Origin of the sequence: Roseibium polysiphoniae (assembly GCF_014842925.1) — a bacterium.
Classification (GTDB): Bacteria; Pseudomonadota; Alphaproteobacteria; order Rhizobiales; family Stappiaceae; genus Roseibium; species Roseibium polysiphoniae.
Genome location: NZ_JACYXJ010000007.1, coordinates 149444 through 172972, shown reverse-complemented (window position 1 = coordinate 172972; position 23529 = coordinate 149444). Strand labels below are relative to the sequence as shown.

Here is a 23529-nt window from a genome sequence, read left to right as displayed (position 1 = left end):
GCCACGCATGCAGGGAGAGGAAAGCAACATGTCTACTTCAAACCCAAACGATGTCGGGGCCGTCAGAGCCGCGACGTCGGCGGCGATAAAATCTCCATTCTATCTGGCGGCCTGGCGCTGGCATTTTTATGCTGGCCTGTTCGTCATTCCCTTTCTGACGATCCTGGCCATCACTGGTCTGACGATGATGTACATCGGTAATTTTGATGGCCGGGATGGCGGCTATCTCAAGATCCCGGTTCAGCAGAACGCAATTGTGCTCAGTGTCTCGGAGCAGGCTGACAACGCGCTCTCTGCCATCCCTGGAAGCAAAATGGTCGAATGGCTTAAGGCGAGGGGGCCTGAAAACCCGTCGGTCTTTCGCGTCAAGGCGGACAACGGCGCGCAGAGTATGGTCGCAGTCAATCCATATACGGGCGAAGTGGTCGATACATGGCCTCGGCGCAGTGGCTGGTACGACTTTGCAGATGGCATCCACAGCGATCTGATGATGGGAACCACCGGGGACCGCTTTCTTGAAATCGCCGCTGGCCTGAGCATCGTGATGATCATCACGGGTCTCTATCTCTGGTGGCCGCGAGACGGTTCATTCCTGCATGCCTTTGTGCCGAATTTGAAGACCTCGGGGCGCGCGCTTTGGCTGAGCCTGCACACTTTCATCGGGGTCTATGTCTCGGTCTTCCTCCTGCTCTTCCTGATCACCGGCATGTCCTGGACGGGTGTCTGGGGTAGCAAGATCATGCAGGCTTGGAGCACTTTCCCGGCCGAGAAATGGGACAACATTCCTCTCTCGGACGATACCCATGCATCGATGAACCACGCGCCACGCACCGGCGTGCCCTGGGCGCTGGAGCAGACGCCTATGCCGGCATCCGGTTCAGACGCGGGCACTGCGAGTATCGCGAGCGGTGCGCCTGTAACTGTCGACAGCGTTGCTGCTCTCGCACACGAGCTGGGCTTCACCGCCCGCTATCGGGTTTCCTATCCCAGTGGAGAGAACGGCGTCTGGACGATCAACCAGGATACGATGAGCGCAGATGCCGAGGATCCCTTTTCCGACAGAACGGTTCACATTGATCGCTACACCGGCAATGTGCTGGCAAACGTCGCCTTTGCCGATTACTCGCTGGCGGGCAAGGCAATGGCTGTCGGAACGCCGTTCCATATGGGCCTTATGGGGCTTTGGAACCTTGTCTTGAACACATTCGTCTGCCTCTCCGTGATATTTCTGTCGGTCAGCGGTGTGGTCATGTGGTGGATGCGCCGGCCGACGAAGAGCGCTATTCGTCTCTTTGCGCCACGTGTACCTGAAAATCGCCCGCACTGGCGCGGGGCCATGCTGGCCATGCTGATTGTGTCGCTGGCATTCCCGCTGGCGGGACTGGCGCTGATCGTAGCGCTTGCCCTCGATATTCTAGTGCTGTCCCGCATTCCGGCGCTGCGCAGCGCCTTTGCCTGATGAGACTGGGCGCTTCTAGGCGAGCGCCCAGTCATCAGCGTCTTCGCGGGCGCCGATAAGCGCAAGGCCGGTGGCAATGGAGGAGAGTTCTTCGCCACTGGCCAGTTTCGATGCCCCAAATCTTGTTTGAAACATGGATCTGAGCGCTGGAACGAACGACGTTCCACCTGTCAGGAAAACCTGATCCACGTCTGCGTCGGCGACACCGGCTGCGGTCAGTGTTTGGTCCAGAGCCTTGTCCATGCGACCAAGGTCTTCGGCAATCCAGCTGTCAAATTCAGATCGTGTTACCGTCACTTCGAAATCCCTGCCCAGAGGCTCGAAGCGCAATTCCACGCTCTCCTGGCTGGAGAGCTTCGCCTTGGCGTCAGAAACGGCCTTGTAGAGAGGATAACCCTGATCCTCATCTACCAGATCAATGAAGAGCTCAATCTTGTCCGGCTCGACGCACCAGCGCAGCAGTTTCTTCATCTCCTTGTAGTCGTCTGAGGTCTTGAAGACAGAGAGAAGGTGCCAGCGGGCAAAATTGGAAAACAAGTTGGGCGGCACCTCAAGGACCTTGCCCATGCTCTTGTAGTGACTGCCCTTGCCCAGCTCCGGCAGGATGACATTGTCGATGATCCGGTAGTCAAATGTGTCACCGGCGACGCCGACACCGCCTCGTCCAAGAGGCGTCGCTTTCAAAACACCTCCTTTGCGCGAAAACCGCATCAACGAGTAATCGCTTGTGCCGCCGCCAAAGTCGGCGACGAGAACCAGTGCATCCTGCTCCAGGCGCTGGGCAAAAGAAAATGCGGCCGCAACCGGCTCGAAGACAAACAGGATGTCGTCAAATCCAAACGAGGCAAGCGCCTTTCGGTAGCGCGCCATGGCGAGTTCTTCGTCGGGCGCGTTTCCCGCAAAGATCACAGGTCGGCCGACGACGAGGCGCGCACCATCTGCATTCATTGGCGCACTCAAATGTGCGAACGCCCCATGCACGAAGGTTCTCATGAGGCTTTCAAAATCATACGGGTTGCCGAAGACGCCGGTGCCCTTGAACTGCTTGCTCGCAACGAATGTTTTCAGCGACTGGATGAAACGAACATCGCCCATATACTCCAGAAATTGCTGGATGGCCCAGGGGCCGACAGCTGGAAGGGGCAAGCCACCGGGACTTCTGTCCAGAAAGCTAAGGAGTGTCGCAATGCCAGACCGGATCTCCGTGTCTGTCCCGAAGGTCAATTGCGTGGCCCCTGCGCCACTGTCGCAGGCAGCGAGCACGGTATTGGACGTTCCAAAGTCAAGACCATAGGCTTTGGGCATGGGAATACCTTGAGGCTTTGCCTGCAGAGGGGCACATCCGACCCTGCAGAATTTCGGACACTGGGAAGGGCGGGCTTCTTAGCTGCCAGGGAGGCTCAAGGCAACCCCCGGACAGGGGAATGCGGTTTCGACAGGCGCGCTTATCTGGATTGCCGATTGTCACAAGCCTGAACTACTGTGGTCCTTAGGAAAGAACCGAGGAGTTTCAATGTGACCAGCCATCTGGTTTTTACCGTGATCGCGCAGGACCGCCCCGGCCTTGTAGATCGCTTGGCAGAAGCAATCGCGGTTTCTGGCGGGAACTGGGTCGAAAGTTCGATGGCGCGGCTTGGCGGTGAATTCGCCGGGATCGTCAGCGTTGATATTGACCCTGACTCTCTTGGGGACCTGCACGAGAGATTTGACGCGCTGCTCACTGATGGCATAGCGATCACACTGCGCTCTGATGCTGCGCGCGCAGAGGCGCCAAGCGGATACGCGGCTCACCTCGATCTGGTGTCACAGGACCACCCGGGAATTCTCAGGCAGATCACTAAGGTTCTCAACGAGCACAACGTGAGTATCGAGCATCTGGAGACGGCAGTCGTGCAAGGTTCCATGTCAGGTGAGAAGCTGTTTAAGGCGTCGGCTGACTTGAGACTTCCTGATGGCCTTGGGCCAGGGGAATTGGGCGAGGCACTTCAGGAAACCGCAGCTGATATGATGGCAGATATCAACTTGATTGATTGAAACCGGATTGACGAAACGGCCAAATCTTGAAGCAAAATGCAGTGCTGCAGATTCTGTCAGGGCTTTGAGAGCCGAACCTTGCCGCAAATGTTTATAAGTCCCATCCGGTGTTTTTCCGGCTGAAAAGCTGGTGTTAGCGTTTTGCCTTACCACGCGTTTGGTGTGGAAATTCGGGACACTGACACCTCATGGCCAACACCACATGTGCCCCTGTGTCTTCTGCGGGAGCTGTCAACGAGCTCTTGCAGGGATGGGGACGCGATATTGCAGCTGCGCGTCAGGAGATGGGCCTGAGCCAGTCGTCCTGCGCCGCATGCCTCTTCCTTCGTGAGGAGACCGTTCGGGCGGTCGAGAACGGAGATCAGGACGTCGGCCTGGGAGCGTTCACAGCTGTCTTGTGGGCGCTGGGCCTGCTTGATCATCTGGAAGGGCCACTCCCGCCGATAGAGGTTGTTGAGCAACGTGCCTGTTTGCCAGTGAAGATCTTCGACTGGCAGGTCAGTCGTCTGCCGGTTCTCTTTCAAACTGGGGAAGCCCTGACGCCTGATACTGAGCCTGCGTGGCCTCATGAGCTTTGGGCACTTGGCGAGTGTGCAAATGGGGCGACCGGGGAGGCTTTCAGAAGAGGTGCCCCAAAAGACAAAGAAACCGGCGCAGAAAGTTCAGGCCAGGTTCCGACCTATCCTGAAGAACCAGCGGGACACAGTGCTCGGGATGACCGGTCTTTCCAACCTGAATGGCTCCAACGCCGCCAGGAACGTGAAGACATCAAAGATGAGCCGTCGCCCGACCGCAGTTTGAATGCGACCAACATGGGCGCCGGGACGTGGGCTGCAACGGAGCCTTTGCGCGGGCGCATGATGCAAGCCACACTTCAACTGCTGCGCAAAGGTCACCTTGCGCTTTCAAAATAGGGAACGGCAGCCCAGTGCGGTCTCACCCCAAAGGGCTGCCGTTCCCTGAGTTGACTTTAAAGCGTCATCACCACACGACCATCGATGCCACCAGCGCGCATCTTGTCAAAAATCGCGTTGATGTTGTCGAGCGAGTCCTCGGTGTAGTGGGACGCTACCTTGCCCTCTGCGGCAAACTCCAGGGACTCCACAAGGTCATTTCGTGTTCCGACGATGGAGCCACGAATGGTCTTGCGCATCAGAACGGTCTCGAAGATCGGCAGGGGGAAGTCACCTGGCGGCAGACCGACCAAGCTCATCGTGCCGCCGCGGCCAAGCATGCCGACCCCTTGAGAGAAGGAGCTGTTGGAAACGGCGGTGACCAGAACCCCCTCTGCCCCGCCGCCGCTCTGAAGCTCCTTGACCGGGTCAGTGTTCGCAGCATTGATCACCGTGTCGGCGCCGAGTTTTTTTGCTAGGGCAAGCTTGCTATCCGAGATGTCGACAGCGACCACATGCCGTCCCATGGCCTTGGCGTATTGCACGGCAAGATGGCCAAGGCCGCCCACGCCAACAATGACAACCGTATCGCCCGGCTTCGTATCGGTCTCCTTCAAGCCTTTATAGACGGTAACGCCGGCGCAGAGGATCGGCGCTGCAGGCGCGAAGTCAAGTCGATCGGGCAGGTGTCCGACATACTCCGGATCGGCCAGAACGTATTCAGCGAAACCGCCGTTGACGCTGTAGCCGGTGTTTTGCTGGTCGGGGCAAAGCGTCTCCCAACCGCCGACGCAGTGACGGCAATGACCACAGGCCGTGTGGAGCCACGGCACGCCAACGCGGTCTCCTTCCTTCACGGTGGTGACGCCTGCGCCGACTTCGCAAACGAAACCGACACCTTCGTGTCCCGGAATGAAAGGTGGTGCGGGCTTGACTGGCCAATCGCCTTCGACCGCGTGAAGATCTGTGTGACAGACGCCGCAGGCTTCTATCTTCACCACGATCTTGCCCGGTTTCGCTTCGGGCCGTTTGACCGACGAGATATCGAGTGGCGCGCCAAAGGCACGTACGACAGCTGCTTTCATTTCATTGGACATGGAATTTCCCGCAAATTTGCAATGTAAGCGCGGGAATAGTCTCGTCTGCTGTCGATTTTGACAATACGCAGGAGACCCTAAGGGATTTCCCGTGTTTGTTCAGAAACTTGCACAAAAATGTTGGGGGAGAGCAGGTAAAGCCCAAACCGGAAATTGTTGCGCTTTGAATCGCCTGGCGGCGAAGCGCAAATAAAATGGCGGACAGAGAGGGATTCGAACCCTCGGAACGCTTGCACGCTCACACGCTTTCCAAGCGTGCGCCTTAAGCCACTCGGCCACCTGTCCATTTGCAGCGGGAACGCCCGCCTGCAAGTCGCGCAATATACTGACGAAAAACGGAAGCGCAAGCAGCAATGGCAGTTTTTTCCGAACGTCCCTCAGCCTGTGGATTGTCTGTGTTGCGCATCACAGAACAGCATCACGAAAGAGTGCATACATTGAAAATTGCGTCTCGGCAGAAAGCTGGGATAGAATGCTTTTGAATTAATTTTTTTATGCACTGAAGCCTGAGCCTTCGATGGCACCGATAGAGCGGGTTGGCGGTTTTCGAGACGGGAAAGATTAAAAAATAAAAGCCCAAACGGGCTTATGGGAGAGAAGTGGACTTTGTGTAATGTTTATAGTTTTGCGTTTCTTGCTGAGAGTCCTCGGCTCGTTTCTGTTGGCGGCAGCCCTCGTGGCGATGATTTCGGATGGCAGTCGCACGATCGCCCAATCTGAGGTGATCTTACTGTCATCGTTTGATTTCTGGGCGAGCCTTTCAGCCGACAGCCTCGCAGAGGTTCGCGCTGGTCTTGAGGCAAGCGGTGCTCCGTTTCTTTGGGATCCGGTCCTGAAAACGATCCTGAGTTGGCCGGTCTGGGTCGGCTGTTCGATCTTGGGTATCCTTTGCCTCTGGATCGGGCGCACGAGATCACGAGATACGACTGCGATTGCGTTCTAGGGATCAAATCCTTCGATGCGTCTGGGCTGATGCAGGCTGCACAGGTCAACGGTGAGCGGCGGCGACTTGATATTTGCCGACGTCTCAGCGTCGCCGAGAGGCAGGGTCGTGTTCTCCGTGCTTGCGCACAGGCGCCATTTCCAAGCCCAATAGGGCTCTGTGTGTATGTACATTCGTCACCAGACTAGCCTTGCCAAGCGCGGTGGGAATGCCATCTTTAGGGCAGAGTCGCGACGCGCTGAACAATCATTGGTTCGCGCCAGAAGGAGCCACCCATGTCTTTCATGACGATGCTGACCAAAAAATTTGCGTTGCCAAGTGCCGAGGAGGCATTGCCGGGGCGGGATGAACCGATCGTTCCGGAAAACGCGCACTTCGTCTCTGGAAGATCCCTGACCGGGCCATTTCCGGAGGGTTACAAGACGGTCGTTCTCGGGATGGGATGTTTTTGGGGCGCAGAGCGCCTGTTTTGGGAGACAGATGGCGTATGGGTGAGCGCTGTTGGATATGCAGGCGGCCATACGCCCAATCCGACCTACAACGAGACCTGCACGGGCCGAACCGGCCACACGGAAGTCGTTCTGGTTGTCTATGACCCAAGTAAAGTCACGCTCAATGCCCTGCTCAAAGTCTTTTGGGAAAATCACGACCCGACACAGGGCATGCGTCAGGGCAATGACACGGGAACGCAGTACCGCTCGGCGATTTATGTTTCGGCCGCCGATGATCTGAGCGTGGCCGAACACTCGCGTGCTTCCTTTCAGCAGGCTTTGAAGGATGCAGGGCGCGCTGCTGCTATCACTACGGAAGTTTCGATGCTTGACGCGTTTTACTATGCGGAAGACTATCACCAGCAGTATTTGGCAAAGAACCCCTCAGGGTACTGCGGACTGAAGGGGACAGGCGTCTCCTGCGTTGGCTAATCGGCCCATTTGGTGCGCAATCAGTAATTGTGACAATGGAAAGTCAGCGGATTATTCATAATCAATAGAATTATCCTGGCTTGATCCTTGTTGGAGCAAGCTTTTTGATGTGCCGCAGCAGCCTCCTCGGTAAGGCGTGTTGGATTGAATGCAATTAAAAATTGAAGTTCTAGCGAGGCGGTTTTTTCGCTTCTGAGTTGAAAAGCGAAAGATAACGTTAGAAAAAATTAAAGGTATATCTGTCAATGTCGCGCCATCGAGAGAGTTGAAATCTCGGTCAGAAATTTGGCGAGCGGCTGCAGAAAATGTCCAAGCGATTTGTTGCGATTTACTTTTTGGCCGCTTGTAGCTTGATGTTGCTGGCATCACTGCAACCCGGAGATTCCGGAAAAATTGCAGTGTTTGCTAGCCCTTGGAGCAACACAGCGCCTGATATTGTTGCACGCGCCGGCGGCAGGATCGTTTCGACCGATTCCTCTGGGTGGATTGCTGTCTCGGTAGCGGAGGATGAGGGTCTGGTGGGCCGGCTGTATTCTTCTGGAGCAGTTTTTGTGGCGTCATCGATTGTCGCGCAAGCCTGTGCCGGACTGACGAGATGGGCTGGGGAGAGTGAAATATGAGTGAGAATGTGACGCAGAGTTCGGGTCTGGATGCCCTTCGTACTTCATTCGCGAAGTACATCATTTTTTTCATCTGGGCGAATGTCATTCTGGTAATGGTCGCTACGGCATGGAATGGCACAGCGCCGCTGGTCGTGATTTCAGGGGCCGCGTTGTTGCTTGGAGCGGGGGCCACCGCAACATGGCTGAAATTTAAGAACGGCGCCGAGACAAGAATTGCAACGTCTATTTCACTCGCTGCACTTGTCGCCCTTTTTGTCGCCGGCATGGCCAGTGCCGACCCGACTACGTCCTATCAGCTCGACGCACATATGTACTTCTTCGCCATGTTGGCGATATTGGCTGGATGGGTAGACTGGCGTGCCCTGGTTGCCTACGCGGGCGTCGTGGCCGTTCACCACCTCGTTTTGAATTTCGCACTTCCCTGGGCTGTGTTCCCCAATGGTGCCGACTTCGCACGCGTTGTCTTTCACGCGGTCATTGTCGTAGCTGAGGTCGCCGTTCTCTGGTGGACGGTAGCTCAGCTTGAGAAAGCATTCTTCCTGTCCGACAAGGCGCGCAGCGATGCTGAAGCGGCGCAAATTCAGGCTTCTTCCATGCAGAAGGCGGAAGATGCCCGCATGAACGAAGAACGCGAGCGCCAGGGTCGAGTAGGCGAGCGGATTTCAGAGTTCCGGCAGGAAATTGAAATCAAGCTGTCTGCCGTTACGGAACAGGTTCGCGCCATGCGCAGCGCGTCCCAGGACCTTGGTTCGGTCGCCGAAGACACATCCAGCCGTGCGGCAGTCGCGGCGGATGCATCTGATACTGCGTCTTCAAACGTGCAGACCGTTGCTTCTGCGGCGGAAGAGCTGTCGTCCTCAATCGGAGAGATCTCCCGCCAGGTTGAGCAGACCACCGGCATCGTTGCCCAGGCAACGGAAGGCGCGCAGACGAGTAATCAGAAAGTGGCAGGTCTTGCAGAGGCGGCAAATCGCATTGGTGAGGTTGTGACCCTCATTCAGGCGATTGCCGAGCAGACCAACCTTCTGGCGCTCAACGCCACCATTGAGGCTGCACGCGCAGGTGAGGCTGGCAAGGGCTTCGCCGTCGTCGCCGCTGAAGTCAAGGAACTCGCCAATCAGACGTCCAAGGCGACGGAAGAGATCGGCGCTCAGATTTCGGCGATCCAGAACGAAACCAAGGACGCGGTTGAGGCCATCGGCGCGATCGCTGCGACAATGGATGAAGTCAACAACTACACCTCTGCCATTGCTGCAGCCGTCGAGGAGCAAGGCTCTGCAACCGACGAGATCTCTCGCAACGTCGCGGAAGCGGCAAATGGCACGGGGCTGGTCGCGACCAACATTGGCGGCCTGAGCGAAGCGGCCGAGCGCACGACGGCGTCGGCTTCTACCGTTGCTCAGTCTGCTGAAGAGCTGGAGCGCGAAGCAGAGCTGATGCGCGCTTCGGTCGATGCCTTCCTCAAGGATGTTGCTGCCTAAGATTTTCGGCAACTGGATCTGTGACACGGCCGCCCTGGCAACGGGGCGGCCGTTTCCTTTTGCGCATGAGCCGCCGCGCTTGACCCCTGCGGTCTGGAGTGCCAAGAGCCAAGGCAGAACAGCCGACAGAGACTCATGGGTGAGGATCGGGCACCAAGCTGGCAGTTTCAGAAATCTTCATGGCATCCCGCGTTCTTGAAAATGGTTCTGTCCTTCTCCTCGATTGCCTTCGGGAAAAGCGCGGGCGTCTTTTCTCACAGCCACAGCAGGTTCTGACCTGTCGGGCGCTCGACGACGTCGCCACCACACTGAACGCCGTGGACGAGGCAGTGGCCAGCGGCTTTCACGTCGCCGGCTTTCTTGGCTATGAACTCGGATATGCCTTTGAAGAGAAGCTAAGAGGGTCCCTTAAGGACACAGGAGAGCTGCTGGCCTGGTTCGGTATCTACCGCGAGGCGCCGCAGATTCTCGATCTTGAAGCATGCCGCGACCTGCTCGCACGCACGGCTGGCGGGGAGACCGCGTCCCTGGGGACGCCCGAGTTCGACTGGTCGGCAGACGAATACGGTGCGGCTTTCCATGAGGTTCAAGAACACCTCGCTCAAGGCGATATCTATCAGGTCAATCTGACGTTACGGGCGCGGTTCGAGCACAAAGGACCTCCGGAAGCCTTGCTGCTCGATCTGCTGCGCAAACAACCCGTGGCGCACGCTGCCTATCTGCAATTGGAAGACAGAACGGTCCTCTCCCTGTCGCCTGAACTGTTTTTGGAACGGCAAGGTGATTGCTTGCGCACCCGGCCGATGAAGGGGACCGCGCCCCGAGGGCGGACCACCCGGGAGGATGAGCGCATTTCCCGTCAACTCTCGGCGGACCCGAAGCAGCGCGCTGAGAACACGATGATCGTCGATCTCATGCGCAATGACCTGTCGCGCATCGCGGAGCCCGGCTCAGTCAAGGTGACAGCACTCTGTGAGGTCGAGCGCTACAAGAGCCTTCATCAGATGACGTCGACTGTTGAGGCAAGGGTTGGGAAGGATGTGCGGTTCTCCAAAATCATCGAAAGGCTCTTTCCCTGCGGCTCGATTACCGGCGCGCCAAAACTCAGCGCGATGATGATTGCCGATCGGCTCGAAAGCTCACCTAGAGGCGTCTACACCGGCTCCATAGGCTTTATCGAACCAAGCGGTGACTTCAATTTCAATGTCGCCATCAGAACGTTGGTTCTGAAATCGAACGGGCAGGGGGAGGTTGGCACCGGTTCAGGTGTTGTTTTCGATTCCGGAGCTACGCCAGAGTACGACGAGTGCCAGCTGAAGTTGAAATTCCTTTCAAGCGAGACGTCGTCATTCCATCTCTTTGAGACCATAGCTTTTAAGCCTGCGGACGGTTTTCTGCTGCTTGAACGACATCTGGCGCGTCTGTCCAACTCCTCGACCTACTTCGGCTTTCAGTACGACGAGGGGGCTGTCAGGGACGCATTGCAAGATATGGCTGCGGATCTTATCGGCCCAACGCGGCTGAAAATACAGTTATCTGAACTGGGTGAGATAACGATCTCGCACACACCCCTTGTTGCCGTCACCAGAGACGAGGTGTGGGACGTCGCGGTGGCCTCTGAAGCTTGCCACTCATCGGATGCATTCCTCTATCATAAGACCACAAACCGTAGCTTCTATGATGAGACCCGCACTGCATATGCCGACGAGACAGGCTGTCAGGAAGTTTTGTTCCTGAATGAAAACGGCTTTTTTACAGAGGGCAGTTTCACCAATCTTTTCTTGAAGAGAGATGGCAAGCTGCTCACGCCGGCAATCGAGCATGGCCTTTTGCCTGGAACGCTGCGCGCGGGCTTGCTTGAACGCGGCTTGGCTGCGGAAGCCGACCTGGCCCTCGAAGATCTCCAGTGCGCCGACGAAATCTATGTTGGAAATTCCGTACGCGGACTTGTTCCCGTCCGATTGATCGACGCGAAGCAGTCTTAGTCGGCCTCGGCGCGCCACGGCACAAGCTCGAGTTCGGGCCACTGTGCTTTCATCCTTGCGCCTTTCTCCAAATATGTTTGTCGGTTGTCGAAGCTGTGGTTGGGCGCCAAGCGCATGCCGAATATATTGGACAGACCAAAGGGCGCGTGAATGTCGAGCTGGCCATCATTTTTCAGCCGAACCGCCACTGCGTGCGTTTTGGCGGCATAAAAGGTCAGAGACTCCATGGAGCAACTCAAAGGCGGATAGGGCCTTCCGAACCTCTTCTCGTACCAAAGGTGCACCCGAGCCTGGTTTTTGGTTTCCAATCGCTCGGCGAGCAGAGGCAGATCCGTTTCGACAGCGTTGATCACAGCGTCCTCGCCCTCATAGGACAAGTCGGTACCATCGAAATAGATGATGTCGTAGTCCTTGATGCCATGGTCTGCCGGGCGTCCGGTGAGGGCATTCCAGACCGTCTGGTAGACACCGCCGGAAACAAGCCATCCGTCAGGCAACCTGAGGCGCTTGATGGAGGTTAGGATCGCCATGATGTCGGGCGTCGCTCTCACGATGTCTTCTAGAGCAGCCCGGCGTTCATCCTCCGAGGAACGATAGCAATCGCCAAGGTAGTCGCGGTCAAATCTTGTGGCGTTAGCAGTGAGGGGCATTGTTGGACTCGCAAATCCGAAGAACCCAACGTTACGCGATTCTTGACACGCTGGAATAGATCAATGCGCCTAACGAACACTGCGCCGTAGATTGACCCCTCAAAAAGCCCGGGTCATCTATGGCGGGGGTGTCTTGTTGAGAGGAAAGTGTCATGAGGGACAGCAAATCAGTTCTGCAAATGGTCAAGGTGATATCATCGACCGTCGTCGTCGCAATCATGGGTGTTTTGCCATTGGCGAGTGAGGTCTACGCGCAGGCGCGACCCGATACGCGCACCATGACATGCGCTCAGGCTCAGGCCCTTGTGACACAGCGCGGTGAGGTAGTTATGACCACCGGGCCGAACACTTTCGAGCGGTTCATCGCGGATGCGCGATTTTGCTACTCGCGGACACCACTAACGGCACCGGCTTTCGCACCGACGAAAGACAACCAGAAATGCGACGTTGGAAAGCGTTGTCGTCAGCAGCGTAACTATCGCAATTAAAAAAGCGCTCTGGGTTGTCCAGAGCGCTTTGGTTTTGCTTGGTAAATGCCGACGGTCAGCCCCGAAGGGTGCCGCCCGTGGCCTTTTGAACTGACGCAATGATCTTCTGGCCGATGGCCTCGATCTCTTCATCGGTTAGCGTCTTTTGCTTCGGCTGCAGCGTGACGTCGATGGCGAGGGACTTGTGATCTTCCGGGATGCCCTTGCCTTCGTAGACGTCGAAGAGCGTCACGTCGGAAATCAGGGTCTTCTCAGCGCCGCGCGCGGCCTTCAGAAGCGTTTCAGCCGGCACTTCCTGCCCAACAACAAATGCAAAGTCACGGCGGACAGGCATGAGATCAGAGGCGTTGAGCGCACCCTTTGACCGACTTGCCTTGCCTTTCGGAACGGGCAAATTGTCGAGGTAGATTTCGAAACCTACAAGCGGGCCCTCGATGTCCAGCACACCGAGCGTGCGCGGATGAATTTCGCCAAAGACGGCAAGGGTGTTTTTTGGTCCGAGCTTGAGCGCGCCGGAGCGTCCGGGGTGGAAGTAATCCGGTGCATCAACATAGACCTGCAACTTGTCGACGGGTGCTCCAGCCGCCGCGAGCGCAGCCAGGGCGTCGGCCTTTGCATCAAACACGCTCACTGTCCGGGTTGGCGCGGACCAATGGCGCCCCTGACCTTCAAGCACTGCAGTGCCTCGGCGGATTCCGGCGGCGACCATCTTCTGGTCATTTGGTGCGTCGCCTTCAAAGATCTGTCCGACTTCGAACAGTCCCACGTCCGGAAAGCCTCGATCGGCATTTCTTTGAGCAGCTGTAAGAAGGCCCGGCAACAGGCTGGGACGCATTTCGGACATGTCCGAGGAAATCGGATTGGCGAGGGTCAGCTCGGGCTTTCCACCACCGAATGCCTCGGCTTCCACCTTGGCGATGAACGACCAGGTGACAGCTTCGTTCAAGCCTCTTGAGGCAAGCGAGCGGCGGGCCCTGCTGCGCCGAATTTGTCCAGGCGTCAGGACCTTGGCTCCAACGTTTCCAGTGCGAGGCAGCGGCGTTGATGGAACCCTGTCGAGACCGATGATCCGAACCACTTCCTCAACGAGGTCCGCCTTGCCCTCGATGTCTGGACGCCAGTTGGGCGCTGCAACCTTGATCGTCGCGCCAGAACCGGAAATCCAGAAACCCAGTGCCTTCAACACAACGTTGATTTCCGCGACGCTGGCATCGATGCCGGAAAGACGTTTGACCTCGGAAAGGGGAAACTCGATGATGTTTGTGTCGTCCGGAACTCTGCCAGAGACGACCACGTCCGATGCCTCACCGCCACACAGATCGAGCACCAGTTTGGTCGCGGCTTCAAGTCCGGGCAGCATGTAGTCCGGATCGACGCCGCGCTCAAAGCGATAGCGAGCATCGGTGTTGACGCCGAGTTTACGGCCTGTCGCGGCGATCGTGTCTTCATCCCATAGAGCAGATTCGATCAGCACGTCGGTGGTTTCTTCCGTGCAGCCGGAAATCTCCCCGCCCAGGATGCCGCCGATGCTTTCCAGACCGTTGTCGTCGGAGATGACGCAAATGCTGTCATCCACCTCATAGGATTTGCCATTGAGCCCTTCGATGGTCTCACCCTTGGCGCCCCGGCGGACAACGAGGTCGCCCTTTACCTTGGCCGCATCAAAGACATGCAGCGGGCGTCCCTGGTCGAACGTCATGTAGTTCGTGATGTCGACCAGTGTGTTGATCGGGCGCAGGCCGATGGCCAGAAGCCGATCCTGCATCCACTTTGGAGAAGGACCGTTTTTGATGCCTTTGACCAAACGCAGGCCGAACGCCTTGCACAGCGGCTTTGTCTCGCCAAAGTCGAGTTTGACGCCGGTTGGGCAGGGGAACGCGCCGCGGACCTGATCATGGCTTCGTTCCTTAAGTCGGCCAACGCCGGCAGCCGCCAGATCGCGCGCAATGCCATAGACGCCCGTACAATCTGGCCGGTTCGGTGTCAGACCGATCTCAATGATCGGGTCGCTCAAGCCTGCCCATTCTGCATAGCTGACGCCGACCGGTGCATCTTCGGGAAGGTCAATGATGCCGTCATGCTCTTCGGAGAGCTCAAGTTCGCGCTCCGAACACATCATGCCGAAGCTCTCGACATCACGGATTTTGCCGACGGACAAGGTTACATCAAGACCTGGAACGTAATCTCCTGGGCGGCCCAGAACACCAACAAGACCGGTTCTTGCATTGGGAGCGCCGCAGACAATCTGCAGCGGCTCACCTTCGCCCGTATCAACCTTCAGGACGCGCAACCGGTCGGCATTCGGATGCTGTTCGGCGTCGAGCACTTTCGCAATCTTGAAATGAGAAAGCTTGGCCGCGCGATCCGTGACCTCCTCGACCTCGAGCCCGATCATGGTGAGCTTCTCGACGATTTCTTCGAGGCTCGCGTCGGTTTCAAGGTGTTCCTTCAACCAGGACAGGGTGAACTTCATGGTTCTGCTCTTTTGTTTTGGGCCGGTGCCACGTGCATGACACCGGAAAATTCAAGATCTAGGTCGCGCGCCAATCTCTATTGCGTGTGAAAACGCTCAAGTTCTGGCAGCGGCGATGCATCACTGTAATTCTCGGCAAAGCGCCGGCCGATGGAGGACAATTCGGTCGACCAGGCAATAACCATCTCAGGTGTGATGTCTTTGCCGGTGGAAATGACCTGGGCGGCCTCCGCTTCGATCCGGTCGCGCAAAATGCCCAACTCAACTTGAGCGGCATATTCTGCGCGGTACTTGCCGAGCCAGCCAATCGCCATCACGCCGATGACGATCAGAAGGGCGACCGAAGTAGTCAGGCTCGCCCATTTGGCGGTGCCCTTGATCCGGCGATCGCTCGCGACCAGGACAATGGAGACGATGGTCAGGAAGGCGACGATGTAGATGGCGGACAGAAAGCTTTCATACTTCTCGGCGCTGGCTTCTTCATGTGATGCTCTCAGGCCGGTGATGCGGTCCCTTAGATACAGCAGCGCGTCGGCCTGAGGACCGAGCTTCTCTCGAAAATATTCACCGCAGAACCGAAGCCGCCCACGCGCCTCGATCTTCTCGGCGCAGGCTTCCAGAAAGGAACTGGGGCTTGCGACGCGCTCGGTGTTTTCCTTGGTCTGCGCATAGACATTCGGAACTGCGGCGAGCCCAATGAAAGCTGCGGCAAGAAGGGTAGCAATCAGGCGGCTGATCATCGGCATTTTTGATCCAGAGCCTCTACGGTTCGAGAGTGAGCGGCATCCGCCGACTAGGATGAAAGACCGCCGAAAAGAGTCGGCAGGTCGAGCGGGCGAAAGCCGTAGTGCTGAATCCAGCGAACATCGGCGTCGAAGAAGGCACGCAGGTCCGGCATGCCGTACTTCAGCATGGCAAGACGGTCGATGCCGATGCCCCAGGCAAAGCCCTGATAGACGTCCGGATCGAGGCCGCAGTTGCGCAGGACATTTGGATGAACCATGCCGCAGCCCAAGATTTCCATCCAGTCGCTGCCTTCGCCGATCTTTACCTCGCCGCCCGAGCGGTCGCACTGGACGTCCACTTCCATGGACGGCTCGGTGAAAGGAAAGAAGCTGGGCCGGAACCGGAGCGTCACATTGTCGACCTCGAAGAACGCCTTGAGAAATTCCTCCAGGGTTCCTTTGAGATGACCGATGTGGCTGGCCTTGTCGATGACCAGGCCTTCGACCTGGTGGAACATCGGCGTATGGGTCTGGTCACTGTCGCAGCGATAGGTTCTGCCAGGGATAATGACACGGATCGGCGGTTCCTGGTTCCGCATCGTGCGGATCTGAACCGGGGACGTGTGTGTGCGAAGCAGCAGGCGCTCACCATCTTCTTTCTCATTAAAGAAGAATGTGTCGTGCATTTCGCGGGCCGGGTGCCCTTCAGGGAAATTCAGGGCAGTGAAGTTGAGCTCGTCGGTCTCGATATCCGGTCCTTCGGCAATCGCAAAGCCCATGTCGGCGAAGATTGCGGTCAACTCATCGGTGACCTGACTGACAGGGTGAATACGGCCGCTTTCAATCGGGCCTGGGCGCAGTGGCAAGGTAACGTCGACGCTTTCGCTGGCGAGGCGGGCTTCGAGAGCCGCTTCCGCGAGAACCGTCTTGCGCGTAGCGATGGCCTCGGTAACCCGCGCCTTGAGCCCGTTCAGGGCAGGACCCATGGTCTGACGCTCTTCAGGGCTCATCTTTCCGAGCGTTTTCATCTGCTCGGAGATCTTGCCTTTCTTGCCGAGGGCCGAAACACGGATCTCTTCAAGTTCAGCTTCGCTTGCGGCGCTTTCGACGGCGGCCAGAAGTTCGGTTTCTAGGGTGTTCAAGTCAGACATGGGTGCTCGATGTGTCGTACAGCGCTTGCGCGCTCTTCGGTCGAAAATGAGGTCGACGGCTCTTTTAGCGAAAAAAGACCGCCGATGCCACGGGGCACTTTACAATAAGTCCAGAAGTTTCATCCGCTAAGCAGGTGTATCTGAACTAAGAAGGTCCTGGTCAAACTCTAGCGACGGCCATCAATCACCGCCGGTCATGATTTCTTGACGAATTCCGTCAGGATCACGATGCGTTGGTCGTTGACACGCCCCTCAATTTGCTCTGCGTTGTCATGGACAAGTGAAATGTTGCGCACTGCAGTGCCGCGCTTTGCGGTAAAGCCTGCTCCTTTGACCTTGAGATCCTTGATCAAGGTCACTGTGTCGCCGCTGTTGAGCACGGCCCCGTGGGTGTCCTTATGGACAATGGCGGCGTCATCATCGTCTGCTGACTTCGTCACCCAGGCCTTTGCCCAGGCCAATGTCTCGTCATCCAGGTAGAGCATATCCAAGAGGTCTCTCGCCCACGTCTCTTCAGGCAGCTGGTTTAGCAGCCGCCAGGCGGTGACCTGAACGGCGGGCTCTTGGCTCCATGCGCTGTCGTTGAGGCAAAGCAAATGCTTTGGATCAAGTGGCTTCTCTCTCCGGATTTGTTTGGTGCAGGTTTCACAGGCTAGAACTGCCCGTTCGATTTGATTGCCGGTTCCACCGTCCACATCCACAGGCAACAACCCGTCTGCATTTCCGCAAATCTCGCAGACGTTTCCGGCGCGCAAGCGCAGTTCGGTTTCCAGGCTCATTGATCAACTCTCTATAAAAATGACAACGCCGGCAGAGCCGGCGGTGTTGAATGAATAATAAGACGACGCCGCTGCGCGGCGCTGAAGTCTGCTCAGTCGTCCATCTTCAGAGCCTGAATAAAGGCTTCCTGAGGAATTTCGACCTTGCCGAATTGACGCATCTTCTTTTTACCGGCCTTCTGCTTTTCCAGCAGCTTGCGTTTACGGGTGGCATCGCCACCGTAGCACTTTGCGGTCACGTCCTTGCGGAGAGCAGACAGCGTTTCACGCGCAATCACGCGGCCACCGATCGCTGCCTGGATCGGAATCTTGAACATGTGACGGGGAATCAGCTCCTTCAGCTTTTCCACCATCGCACGGCCACGGCGCTCTGCCTGGCTGCGGTGAACAAGAACGGAGAGGGCGTCGACTGGTTCTTCGTTGACCAGGATCGACATGCGGACAAGATCGCCCTCCCGGTATTCAGAGATCATGTAATCGAACGACGCGTAGCCCTTGGAGATCGACTTCAGGCGGTCATAGAAGTCGAACACCACTTCATTGAGCGGGAGGTCGTAGGTCAACATCGCCCGGCTGCCGACGTAGTTCAGGTCGACCTGGATCCCGCGGCGCTCCTGGCAGAGCTTCAGGATGCCACCGAGATAGTCATCCGGCGTCATGATCGTGGCGCGGATCCAAGGTTCACGGATCTCGTTGATTTTCACCACATCGGGCATGTCAGCCGGGTTGTGCAGCTCGACTTCGGTCTCGTCTGTCAACGTCATCTGATAGACAACGGAGGGAGCCGTCGCGATCAGATCAAGGTTGAATTCCCGCTCGAGACGCTCCTGCACGATCTCCAGATGGAGCAGGCCGAGGAAGCCACAGCGGAAGCCAAATCCGAGTGCCGCAGAGGTTTCCATCTCATAGGAGAAGCTTGCATCGTTCAGGCGGAGCTTGCCCATGGCGGCGCGCAGATCTTCAAAGTCGTTGGCGTCCACGGGGAACAAACCGCAGAAAACCACCGGCTGAGCCGGTTTGAAGCCAGGCAGGGCTTCTGCACAGGGCTTCTTGTCGAGCGTGATCGTGTCACCCACGCGCGTATCGGCCACTTCCTTGATGGAGCCGGTGAAGACGCCGATCTCGCCCGTCTTCAATTCCTCGACCTGCAGGAACTTGGGCGTCATGACACCAACGCGGTCGATATCATAGGCAGCGCCCGTGCCCATCATCTTGATCTTCTGGCCCTTTTTCAGGGATCCATCGATGATGCGGACAAGGACCATCACACCCAGATAGGTGTCATACCAGCTATCGACCAGCATCGCCTTGAGTGTCTCATCCGGATCGCCCTCAGGAGCCGGCAGCTTTGCAACAATGGCTTCCAGCACGTCATCAACGCCGAGGCCCGTCTTGGCAGAAATCATGCAGGCTTCTGACGCGTCGATGCCGATGACGTCCTCGATCTGCTCCTTGATCCGGTCAGGCTCAGCAGCCGGCAGGTCGATCTTGTTGAGCACGGTAACGATTTCGTGGTCGTTCTCAATTGCCTGGTAGACGTTCGCGAGGGTCTGGGCTTCAACGCCCTGACTGGCATCAACCACGAGCAGGGAGCCCTCGCAGGCTGCTAGGGATCGGGAAACCTCATAGGCAAAGTCGACGTGACCTGGTGTGTCGATCAGGTTCAAAACATACTGCTGTCCGTCCTTGGCATTGTAGATCAGTCGCACGGTTTGCGCCTTGATCGTGATGCCGCGTTCGCGTTCGATATCCATCGAATCGAGAACCTGAGATGTCATCTCGCGGTCGGTCATTGTTCCTGTCATCTGGATCAGACGATCGGCAAGCGTAGACTTGCCGTGGTCGATATGAGCCACGATGGAGAAATTGCGGATGTTGGAAAGTGTCTTCGTCGTCATGGCGACCGTTTAGCACTGAGAAGCCGGATCGCAAAGGAATTTGGCGGTGGAATTCGGCTCTATATGCGGATTTTCGGTGATCGTGCGTTGTTGTTGGGTGGCTTCTTGGAAGCTGCTTCACACCGTCATCTCTTCAGAAGCTCTCTGCCATTCCCATTAGCCCGACAAATTGTCCGTCAAAATCTTGCCAAGTGTGCGGCATTCTCGTGCAACTTCGCTGGCGAACTCTTTCATGTGCGTTTCCTCCAAAGTCGCCATGTTTCGCACAACGAGAGCGATATCACGATGAAGCGGTTCCAGGTCCCGTGGTTTGATTTCCACGAGCTGGCCAGTCTCAAGCGATGACGAAACGGCGGAGCGCGCGAAGAAACCAATCCCTTCTCCTGCTTCAACGAGGCTTTTTCCCGGATTTGTCGGAAGCTCGACCTGGACAGGAGCATTCAATGCAAAAGACATCGCGGTCGGTGGGGCAATTTGCCACCAGGCAAGGTGAAGGTAGCGCGGGGCCTTCTCCAGGATCTCTGTCATTGACGGCGATGAGCCAAGTTTCCTCGCGAGCGTCGGCGCAGCGACAAGCGGGGCATCCTCGCGGACGATCAGTAAAGGCTCTGCACTGGTTAAAATCGGATCAAGGTTTGGCCAACACATGATCGCCAGCTCGACCTCTTGCTCATGAAGCATAGTGGCGATTTGATTGTGCCGGCCCTCCCGGACCACGACGTCAATGATAGGGTTGCGCCGCTGAAAGCGGAGCAAAGCTTCGCTAATCAGGGGCATGATCATGGTTGATAGAGACCCAACTGAAAGTCGACCTCGTTCTGCTCGTCGTAAGGTCTCACGCGCCTCCTGAAGCACGCCGAGCATGCGTCTGCAGTAAGGAAGGAAGCCAATTCCCTGATCCGTCAATTGGATCTGTCGGCCCCGTTTGAAAAGTTGGACGCCCAAGGCGGTTTCAAGCGCCTGCATGCGCATAGAAACGGTTGCCTGTGTAACATTTAGTCGTGCCGAGGCCTTGGTGAAGCTGCCATCGCGAACAACGCGATCGAAGGTGCGAAGCTGATCTATATCCATTAGTATTTCTAATGTCAGAGATAATTTCTTTTGTTATTTTATATACTATGATGAATAAAACTAATTTGAAACGGGTAACTCATGCTTCTCCGACATGCTGTTCCTGAAGACCTTCCCGGTCTTCTTGATATCCACAACAACGCAGTAAAGACATTGAAGGCGATCTGGACCGATAAGTTGGACACGCTGGAGGATAGAACGACCTGGTTTGAGGAGAGAACACAGGCGGGCTATCCTGTTTTTGTGGTGGAGAATGAAGCGGGTGATGTGATCGGATTCGGTTCTTTAGGTCCGTATCGACCAAAGGAGGGGTATCGTCTAACGGTTGAGCATTCGATCTACATTTTACCTCAGGCAAGAGGCAAAGGCGCAGGCGGTCTGTTGCTTGAGAAGTTGATCGAAGTTGCTCGGGGCCAAGGATATCATGTGATGTTGGCAGCGGTTGATGGTGAGAATGCCGGTTCCATTGCACTACACTTAAAGTTTGGTTTTAAATCCGTGGGGCGCATTCCCCAGATCGGCGTAAAATTTGGTGAGTGGCTTGATTTGGTATTGATGTCTCTCGTCCTGGATGACCGAGTACGGCCACCGCAAGACTAAGAAAAGCGGTTAAAGCTACTGCGCAGCCAGCACAGTTTTGCAGCTTTTCGGCAGTGCGCTGAGTGCCATTGGTCTCTTCTTGACGACCTTAGGCTTCTTGTTCGGATCCTCCGGCTTTTTTGGCACCCATGGCTCATCGGACAGCCAGTAAGTCAGTTCTTTTCCGCACCCATCGCCGGGAGGTGGAGGGTTCTGATTCTTGCATCCGCTGCTGTCCTTCGGGCAGGTGAGGCGCACGTGAAAGTGATAGTGGTGTCCCCACCAGGGCCGCACTGTTCTCAGCCAGGACCTGTCCTTGCCGGTTTCAAACTCGCAGAGCGCCTTCTTGATGGTCGGGCTAACGAAAATTCGGGCGACCCGCTTGTCTGAAGCTGCTCGCCGGATCAGTCGGGCACGCGAATCTGTCCATTTTCTCGGATCGACGCTGCGGTCCGCATCTTTGACGTCAAGCGGACCCTTCAGCATCGAGATCGCAGAGATCTCTTCCCGCTCTTTTGCCGTCAAACGGCGATCAGGCATCTCGGTCAGCCAAATGTCTGCATCAAGGCCGATCTGGTGACTTGCATGGCCTGAAAGCATCGGACCGCCGCGTGGCTGCGCCAGATCTCCGACCAGAAGCCCACGCCAGCCGAGAGACGGCGCGTCGTTTGACAAGTCCTTGAGGAATTGCACCAGCTCCGGATGCCCCCAATTTCGGTTCCGCGACAGGCGCATGACCTGCCAATTTGCACCGTCCGTCGGCAGAGCTTCGCCGCCGGCAAGGCAACCCTTCGCATAGGACCCGATTGCACGTGCCGCCAACGGTGCTGAATCGGTCATCGCCCCGAAGTAGAGCTTCGCGGGCTCGTCGTCACGCAGAACCAACTGCTGCTTCTTATGCGAACTTACGTTGTTTTTTGATGGTGTCGCTTTTTGGGTAGGGACCGGTACGGCCAGAATCTCAGTTGCAGGCTTTTCGGATGGCAATGGGATGGCGCCTGTCGCAACGGGGAATGCGGCAATCAGTGTGATGGGCCAGATGAGATGTTGGCGAACCAATTGTAAGAACACTCGCGCCAATTTTTGATCCCTTGTTATGCTGCGGAAACAGGCTTGCCCGGCACTGGCGGCCGGGAGCGCCAGGATCAGCCCGTCTTGGCCGAAATGAGAAGCTCGGCGATCTCATCAAGGACAAGGGTCTCATCCCGAATAATGCGGTCGGCAGCCCCATTCAGCTGTAGGATATTGCCAGGCCGTGCGTTGTCCATCGCTTCGGCTTCGGCCGGGATATCGCCATCTATGCGAATATACCGCGTTTCGCCAAGATCGGTGAAAAGGCAATCGGCTTGATAACTCGCGGTTTGCGATTGGCCGTCGGTAAAGATTGAGAGGATTGGAACGCCGTTTGAAGGCAGCATCCAGCCAAGCGCTCCCCAGCCTGACGCTTCGCGATAGTTGAAAGAACGCTCTGGAGCATGGCCGGTGCCAAGCGATATGAGTGTGATGTCCTCTGCGGCCCAGCCCATCTTGCGCGCTTCGATGTAGGCGGCGATTGCCGGATCGTTCATGAAGACGGCGCCATCGATCAGCACATCTTCGCCGCCACGGGTCAGGTTCTCGACCTTGGCGGGCTCGAAAAAGGATGGCGCGGCTGTCGTCGCGCGCACGGCCTGCCAAAGATAATAGTCGTCAGGCTTGCTGCCGTCGTGCTGACGGCCATTTGTCATGAAAACCGCTTTGCGTTTCTCGATATCATATGCGGTGAGCACGAGATTGGTGAGCGCGCTTGCCATGGAGGTCCAGCCAAAACGCTCCTTCAAAATGCTCTCCAGTGGCCGCGCATCATAGCTTTCGTCAAACAATCCTAAGGGATTGGTCACGAAGCGTCCAAGTCTCTTGCCGAGGGAATGGGTGAAGATATCGCGTGCATCTCGCTCATAGAACTCTCTGAGTGTGCCAAGCGTTGCAGCTGCTTCGCCCTTCGCCCCGCCGGGTTTTGGGGCAGAAAGCCCCGCCGCGATCAAGCCGCCGGTCGATGTACCGCAAATGAGGTCGAAACACTGGTGCATCGCGAGCTGGATACCCTTGTGCGCCATGCGGCTTTCAAGGCTTTCCAAAATGCGGATCGGAATAAGTCCGCGTACCCCGCCACCATCAATTGACAAAATAAAGTATTTTTCTCGGGCCATGCCACTCTCTTCAACACAGTGAATGGAAATTCAGGCGCTTGAGCTGCGCTTCTCTAACGTCGCAAAATCCTCTTTCGCAATTGCGACA

The 23529-nt window shown here is 56.8% G+C and carries 20 protein-coding genes and 1 tRNA gene; 9 read left to right on the top strand and 12 right to left on the bottom strand.

From position 1 onward, the window contains the following. The first annotated feature begins 28 nt into the window (after positions 1-28). Positions 29-1459 carry a PepSY-associated TM helix domain-containing protein gene (locus tag IG617_RS19050; RefSeq protein ID WP_192110833.1) on the top strand — a complete coding sequence of 477 codons (1431 nt, stop codon included), beginning with the start codon at positions 29-31 and terminating at the stop codon, positions 1457-1459. A 15-nt stretch (positions 1460-1474) separates the two neighbouring features. Here the strand turns inward: IG617_RS19050 and IG617_RS19045 are convergent, their stop codons facing one another. Beyond that, positions 1475-2764 carry an Hsp70 family protein gene (locus IG617_RS19045; protein WP_192110832.1) on the bottom strand — a complete coding sequence of 430 codons (1290 nt, stop codon included), beginning with the start codon at positions 2762-2764 and terminating at the stop codon, positions 1475-1477. 210 nt (positions 2765-2974) lie between these two features. Between IG617_RS19045 and IG617_RS19040 the strand changes: the two genes are divergently transcribed. Beyond that, complete coding sequence (locus tag IG617_RS19040) at positions 2975-3493, top strand: ACT domain-containing protein (RefSeq protein ID WP_192110831.1); 519 nt, start codon at positions 2975-2977, stop codon at positions 3491-3493. A 188-nt stretch (positions 3494-3681) separates the two neighbouring features. Further along, the gene (locus IG617_RS19035) at positions 3682-4407 is read left to right on the top strand and encodes a helix-turn-helix domain-containing protein (protein ID WP_192110830.1); all 726 of its coding nucleotides are present in this window, start codon (positions 3682-3684) and stop codon (positions 4405-4407) included. Between the two features lie 56 nt (positions 4408-4463). Here the strand turns inward: IG617_RS19035 and adhP are convergent, their stop codons facing one another. Both adhP and IG617_RS19025 read right to left on the bottom strand, forming a co-directional pair. Beyond that, complete coding sequence (gene adhP, locus IG617_RS19030; RefSeq protein WP_192110829.1) at positions 4464-5483, bottom strand: alcohol dehydrogenase AdhP; 1020 nt, start codon at positions 5481-5483, stop codon at positions 4464-4466. 195 nt (positions 5484-5678) lie between these two features. Then, positions 5679-5768, bottom strand: a tRNA-Ser gene (locus IG617_RS19025). A 328-nt stretch (positions 5769-6096) separates the two neighbouring features. Here IG617_RS19025 and IG617_RS19020 point away from each other — a divergent pair. The 4 genes from IG617_RS19020 to pabB all read left to right on the top strand — a co-directional run bounded on the left by IG617_RS19020 (position 6097) and on the right by pabB (position 11438). Further along, positions 6097-6426, top strand: a complete 330-nt coding sequence (locus IG617_RS19020) for a hypothetical protein (protein ID WP_192110828.1) — start codon at positions 6097-6099, stop codon at positions 6424-6426. A gap of 275 nt (positions 6427-6701) precedes the next feature. Beyond that, positions 6702-7349: a peptide-methionine (S)-S-oxide reductase MsrA gene (msrA, locus tag IG617_RS19015; RefSeq protein WP_192110827.1), complete on the top strand. Its 648-nt coding sequence runs from the start codon at positions 6702-6704 to the stop codon at positions 7347-7349. Between the two features lie 616 nt (positions 7350-7965). Continuing rightward, positions 7966-9453, top strand: coding sequence for a methyl-accepting chemotaxis protein (locus IG617_RS19010; RefSeq protein ID WP_192110826.1), 1488 nt, complete (start codon positions 7966-7968; stop codon positions 9451-9453). 179 nt (positions 9454-9632) lie between these two features. Beyond that, on the top strand, positions 9633-11438 hold the full coding sequence (gene pabB / locus IG617_RS19005) for an aminodeoxychorismate synthase component I (protein WP_192110825.1): 1806 nt from the start codon (positions 9633-9635) through the stop codon (positions 11436-11438). Here pabB and IG617_RS19000 read toward each other — a convergent pair. Next, positions 11435-12088 carry a nucleotidyltransferase family protein gene (locus tag IG617_RS19000; protein WP_192110824.1) on the bottom strand — a complete coding sequence of 218 codons (654 nt, stop codon included), beginning with the start codon at positions 12086-12088 and terminating at the stop codon, positions 11435-11437. The two genes, pabB and IG617_RS19000, sit on opposite strands and share 4 nt — an antisense overlap. 152 nt (positions 12089-12240) lie before the next feature. Here IG617_RS19000 and IG617_RS18995 point away from each other — a divergent pair, with 152 nt between their 5' ends. Further along, on the top strand, positions 12241-12576 hold the full coding sequence (locus tag IG617_RS18995) for a hypothetical protein (protein ID WP_254170632.1): 336 nt from the start codon (positions 12241-12243) through the stop codon (positions 12574-12576). Between the two features lie 55 nt (positions 12577-12631). Here IG617_RS18995 and pheT read toward each other — a convergent pair whose 3' ends face one another. The 6 genes from pheT to IG617_RS18965 all read right to left on the bottom strand — a co-directional run bounded on the left by pheT (position 12632) and on the right by IG617_RS18965 (position 20673). Beyond that, complete coding sequence (pheT, locus tag IG617_RS18990; RefSeq protein WP_192110823.1) at positions 12632-15049, bottom strand: phenylalanine--tRNA ligase subunit beta; 2418 nt, start codon at positions 15047-15049, stop codon at positions 12632-12634. A gap of 77 nt (positions 15050-15126) precedes the next feature. Further along, on the bottom strand, positions 15127-15795 hold the full coding sequence (locus tag IG617_RS18985; RefSeq protein WP_192110822.1) for a phenylalanyl-tRNA synthetase subunit alpha: 669 nt from the start codon (positions 15793-15795) through the stop codon (positions 15127-15129). Positions 15796-15842: 47 nt separating this feature from the next. After that, positions 15843-16925: a phenylalanine--tRNA ligase subunit alpha gene (gene pheS, locus IG617_RS18980; protein WP_192110821.1), complete on the bottom strand. Its 1083-nt coding sequence runs from the start codon at positions 16923-16925 to the stop codon at positions 15843-15845. Positions 16926-17119: 194 nt separating this feature from the next. Further along, positions 17120-17704, bottom strand: coding sequence for a PhnA domain-containing protein (locus tag IG617_RS21545; protein ID WP_192110820.1), 585 nt, complete (start codon positions 17702-17704; stop codon positions 17120-17122). A gap of 92 nt (positions 17705-17796) precedes the next feature. Beyond that, positions 17797-19602, bottom strand: a complete 1806-nt coding sequence (gene lepA, locus IG617_RS18970) for a translation elongation factor 4 (RefSeq protein WP_192110819.1) — start codon at positions 19600-19602, stop codon at positions 17797-17799. Between the two features lie 156 nt (positions 19603-19758). After that, positions 19759-20673: a LysR family transcriptional regulator gene (locus IG617_RS18965; protein WP_192110818.1), complete on the bottom strand. Its 915-nt coding sequence runs from the start codon at positions 20671-20673 to the stop codon at positions 19759-19761. A gap of 81 nt (positions 20674-20754) precedes the next feature. Here IG617_RS18965 and IG617_RS18960 point away from each other — a divergent pair, with 81 nt between their 5' ends. Then, positions 20755-21273: a GNAT family N-acetyltransferase gene (locus IG617_RS18960; RefSeq protein ID WP_192110817.1), complete on the top strand. Its 519-nt coding sequence runs from the start codon at positions 20755-20757 to the stop codon at positions 21271-21273. Positions 21274-21288: 15 nt separating this feature from the next. Here the strand turns inward: IG617_RS18960 and mepA are convergent, their stop codons facing one another. After that, a complete protein-coding gene (gene mepA / locus IG617_RS18955) occupies positions 21289-22245 on the bottom strand; it encodes a penicillin-insensitive murein endopeptidase (RefSeq protein ID WP_420826163.1) in 957 nt (318 codons plus the stop codon). A 152-nt stretch (positions 22246-22397) separates the two neighbouring features. After that, positions 22398-23441: a patatin-like phospholipase family protein gene (locus IG617_RS18950; protein ID WP_192110816.1), complete on the bottom strand. Its 1044-nt coding sequence runs from the start codon at positions 23439-23441 to the stop codon at positions 22398-22400. Between the last annotated feature and the right edge of the window lie 88 nt (positions 23442-23529).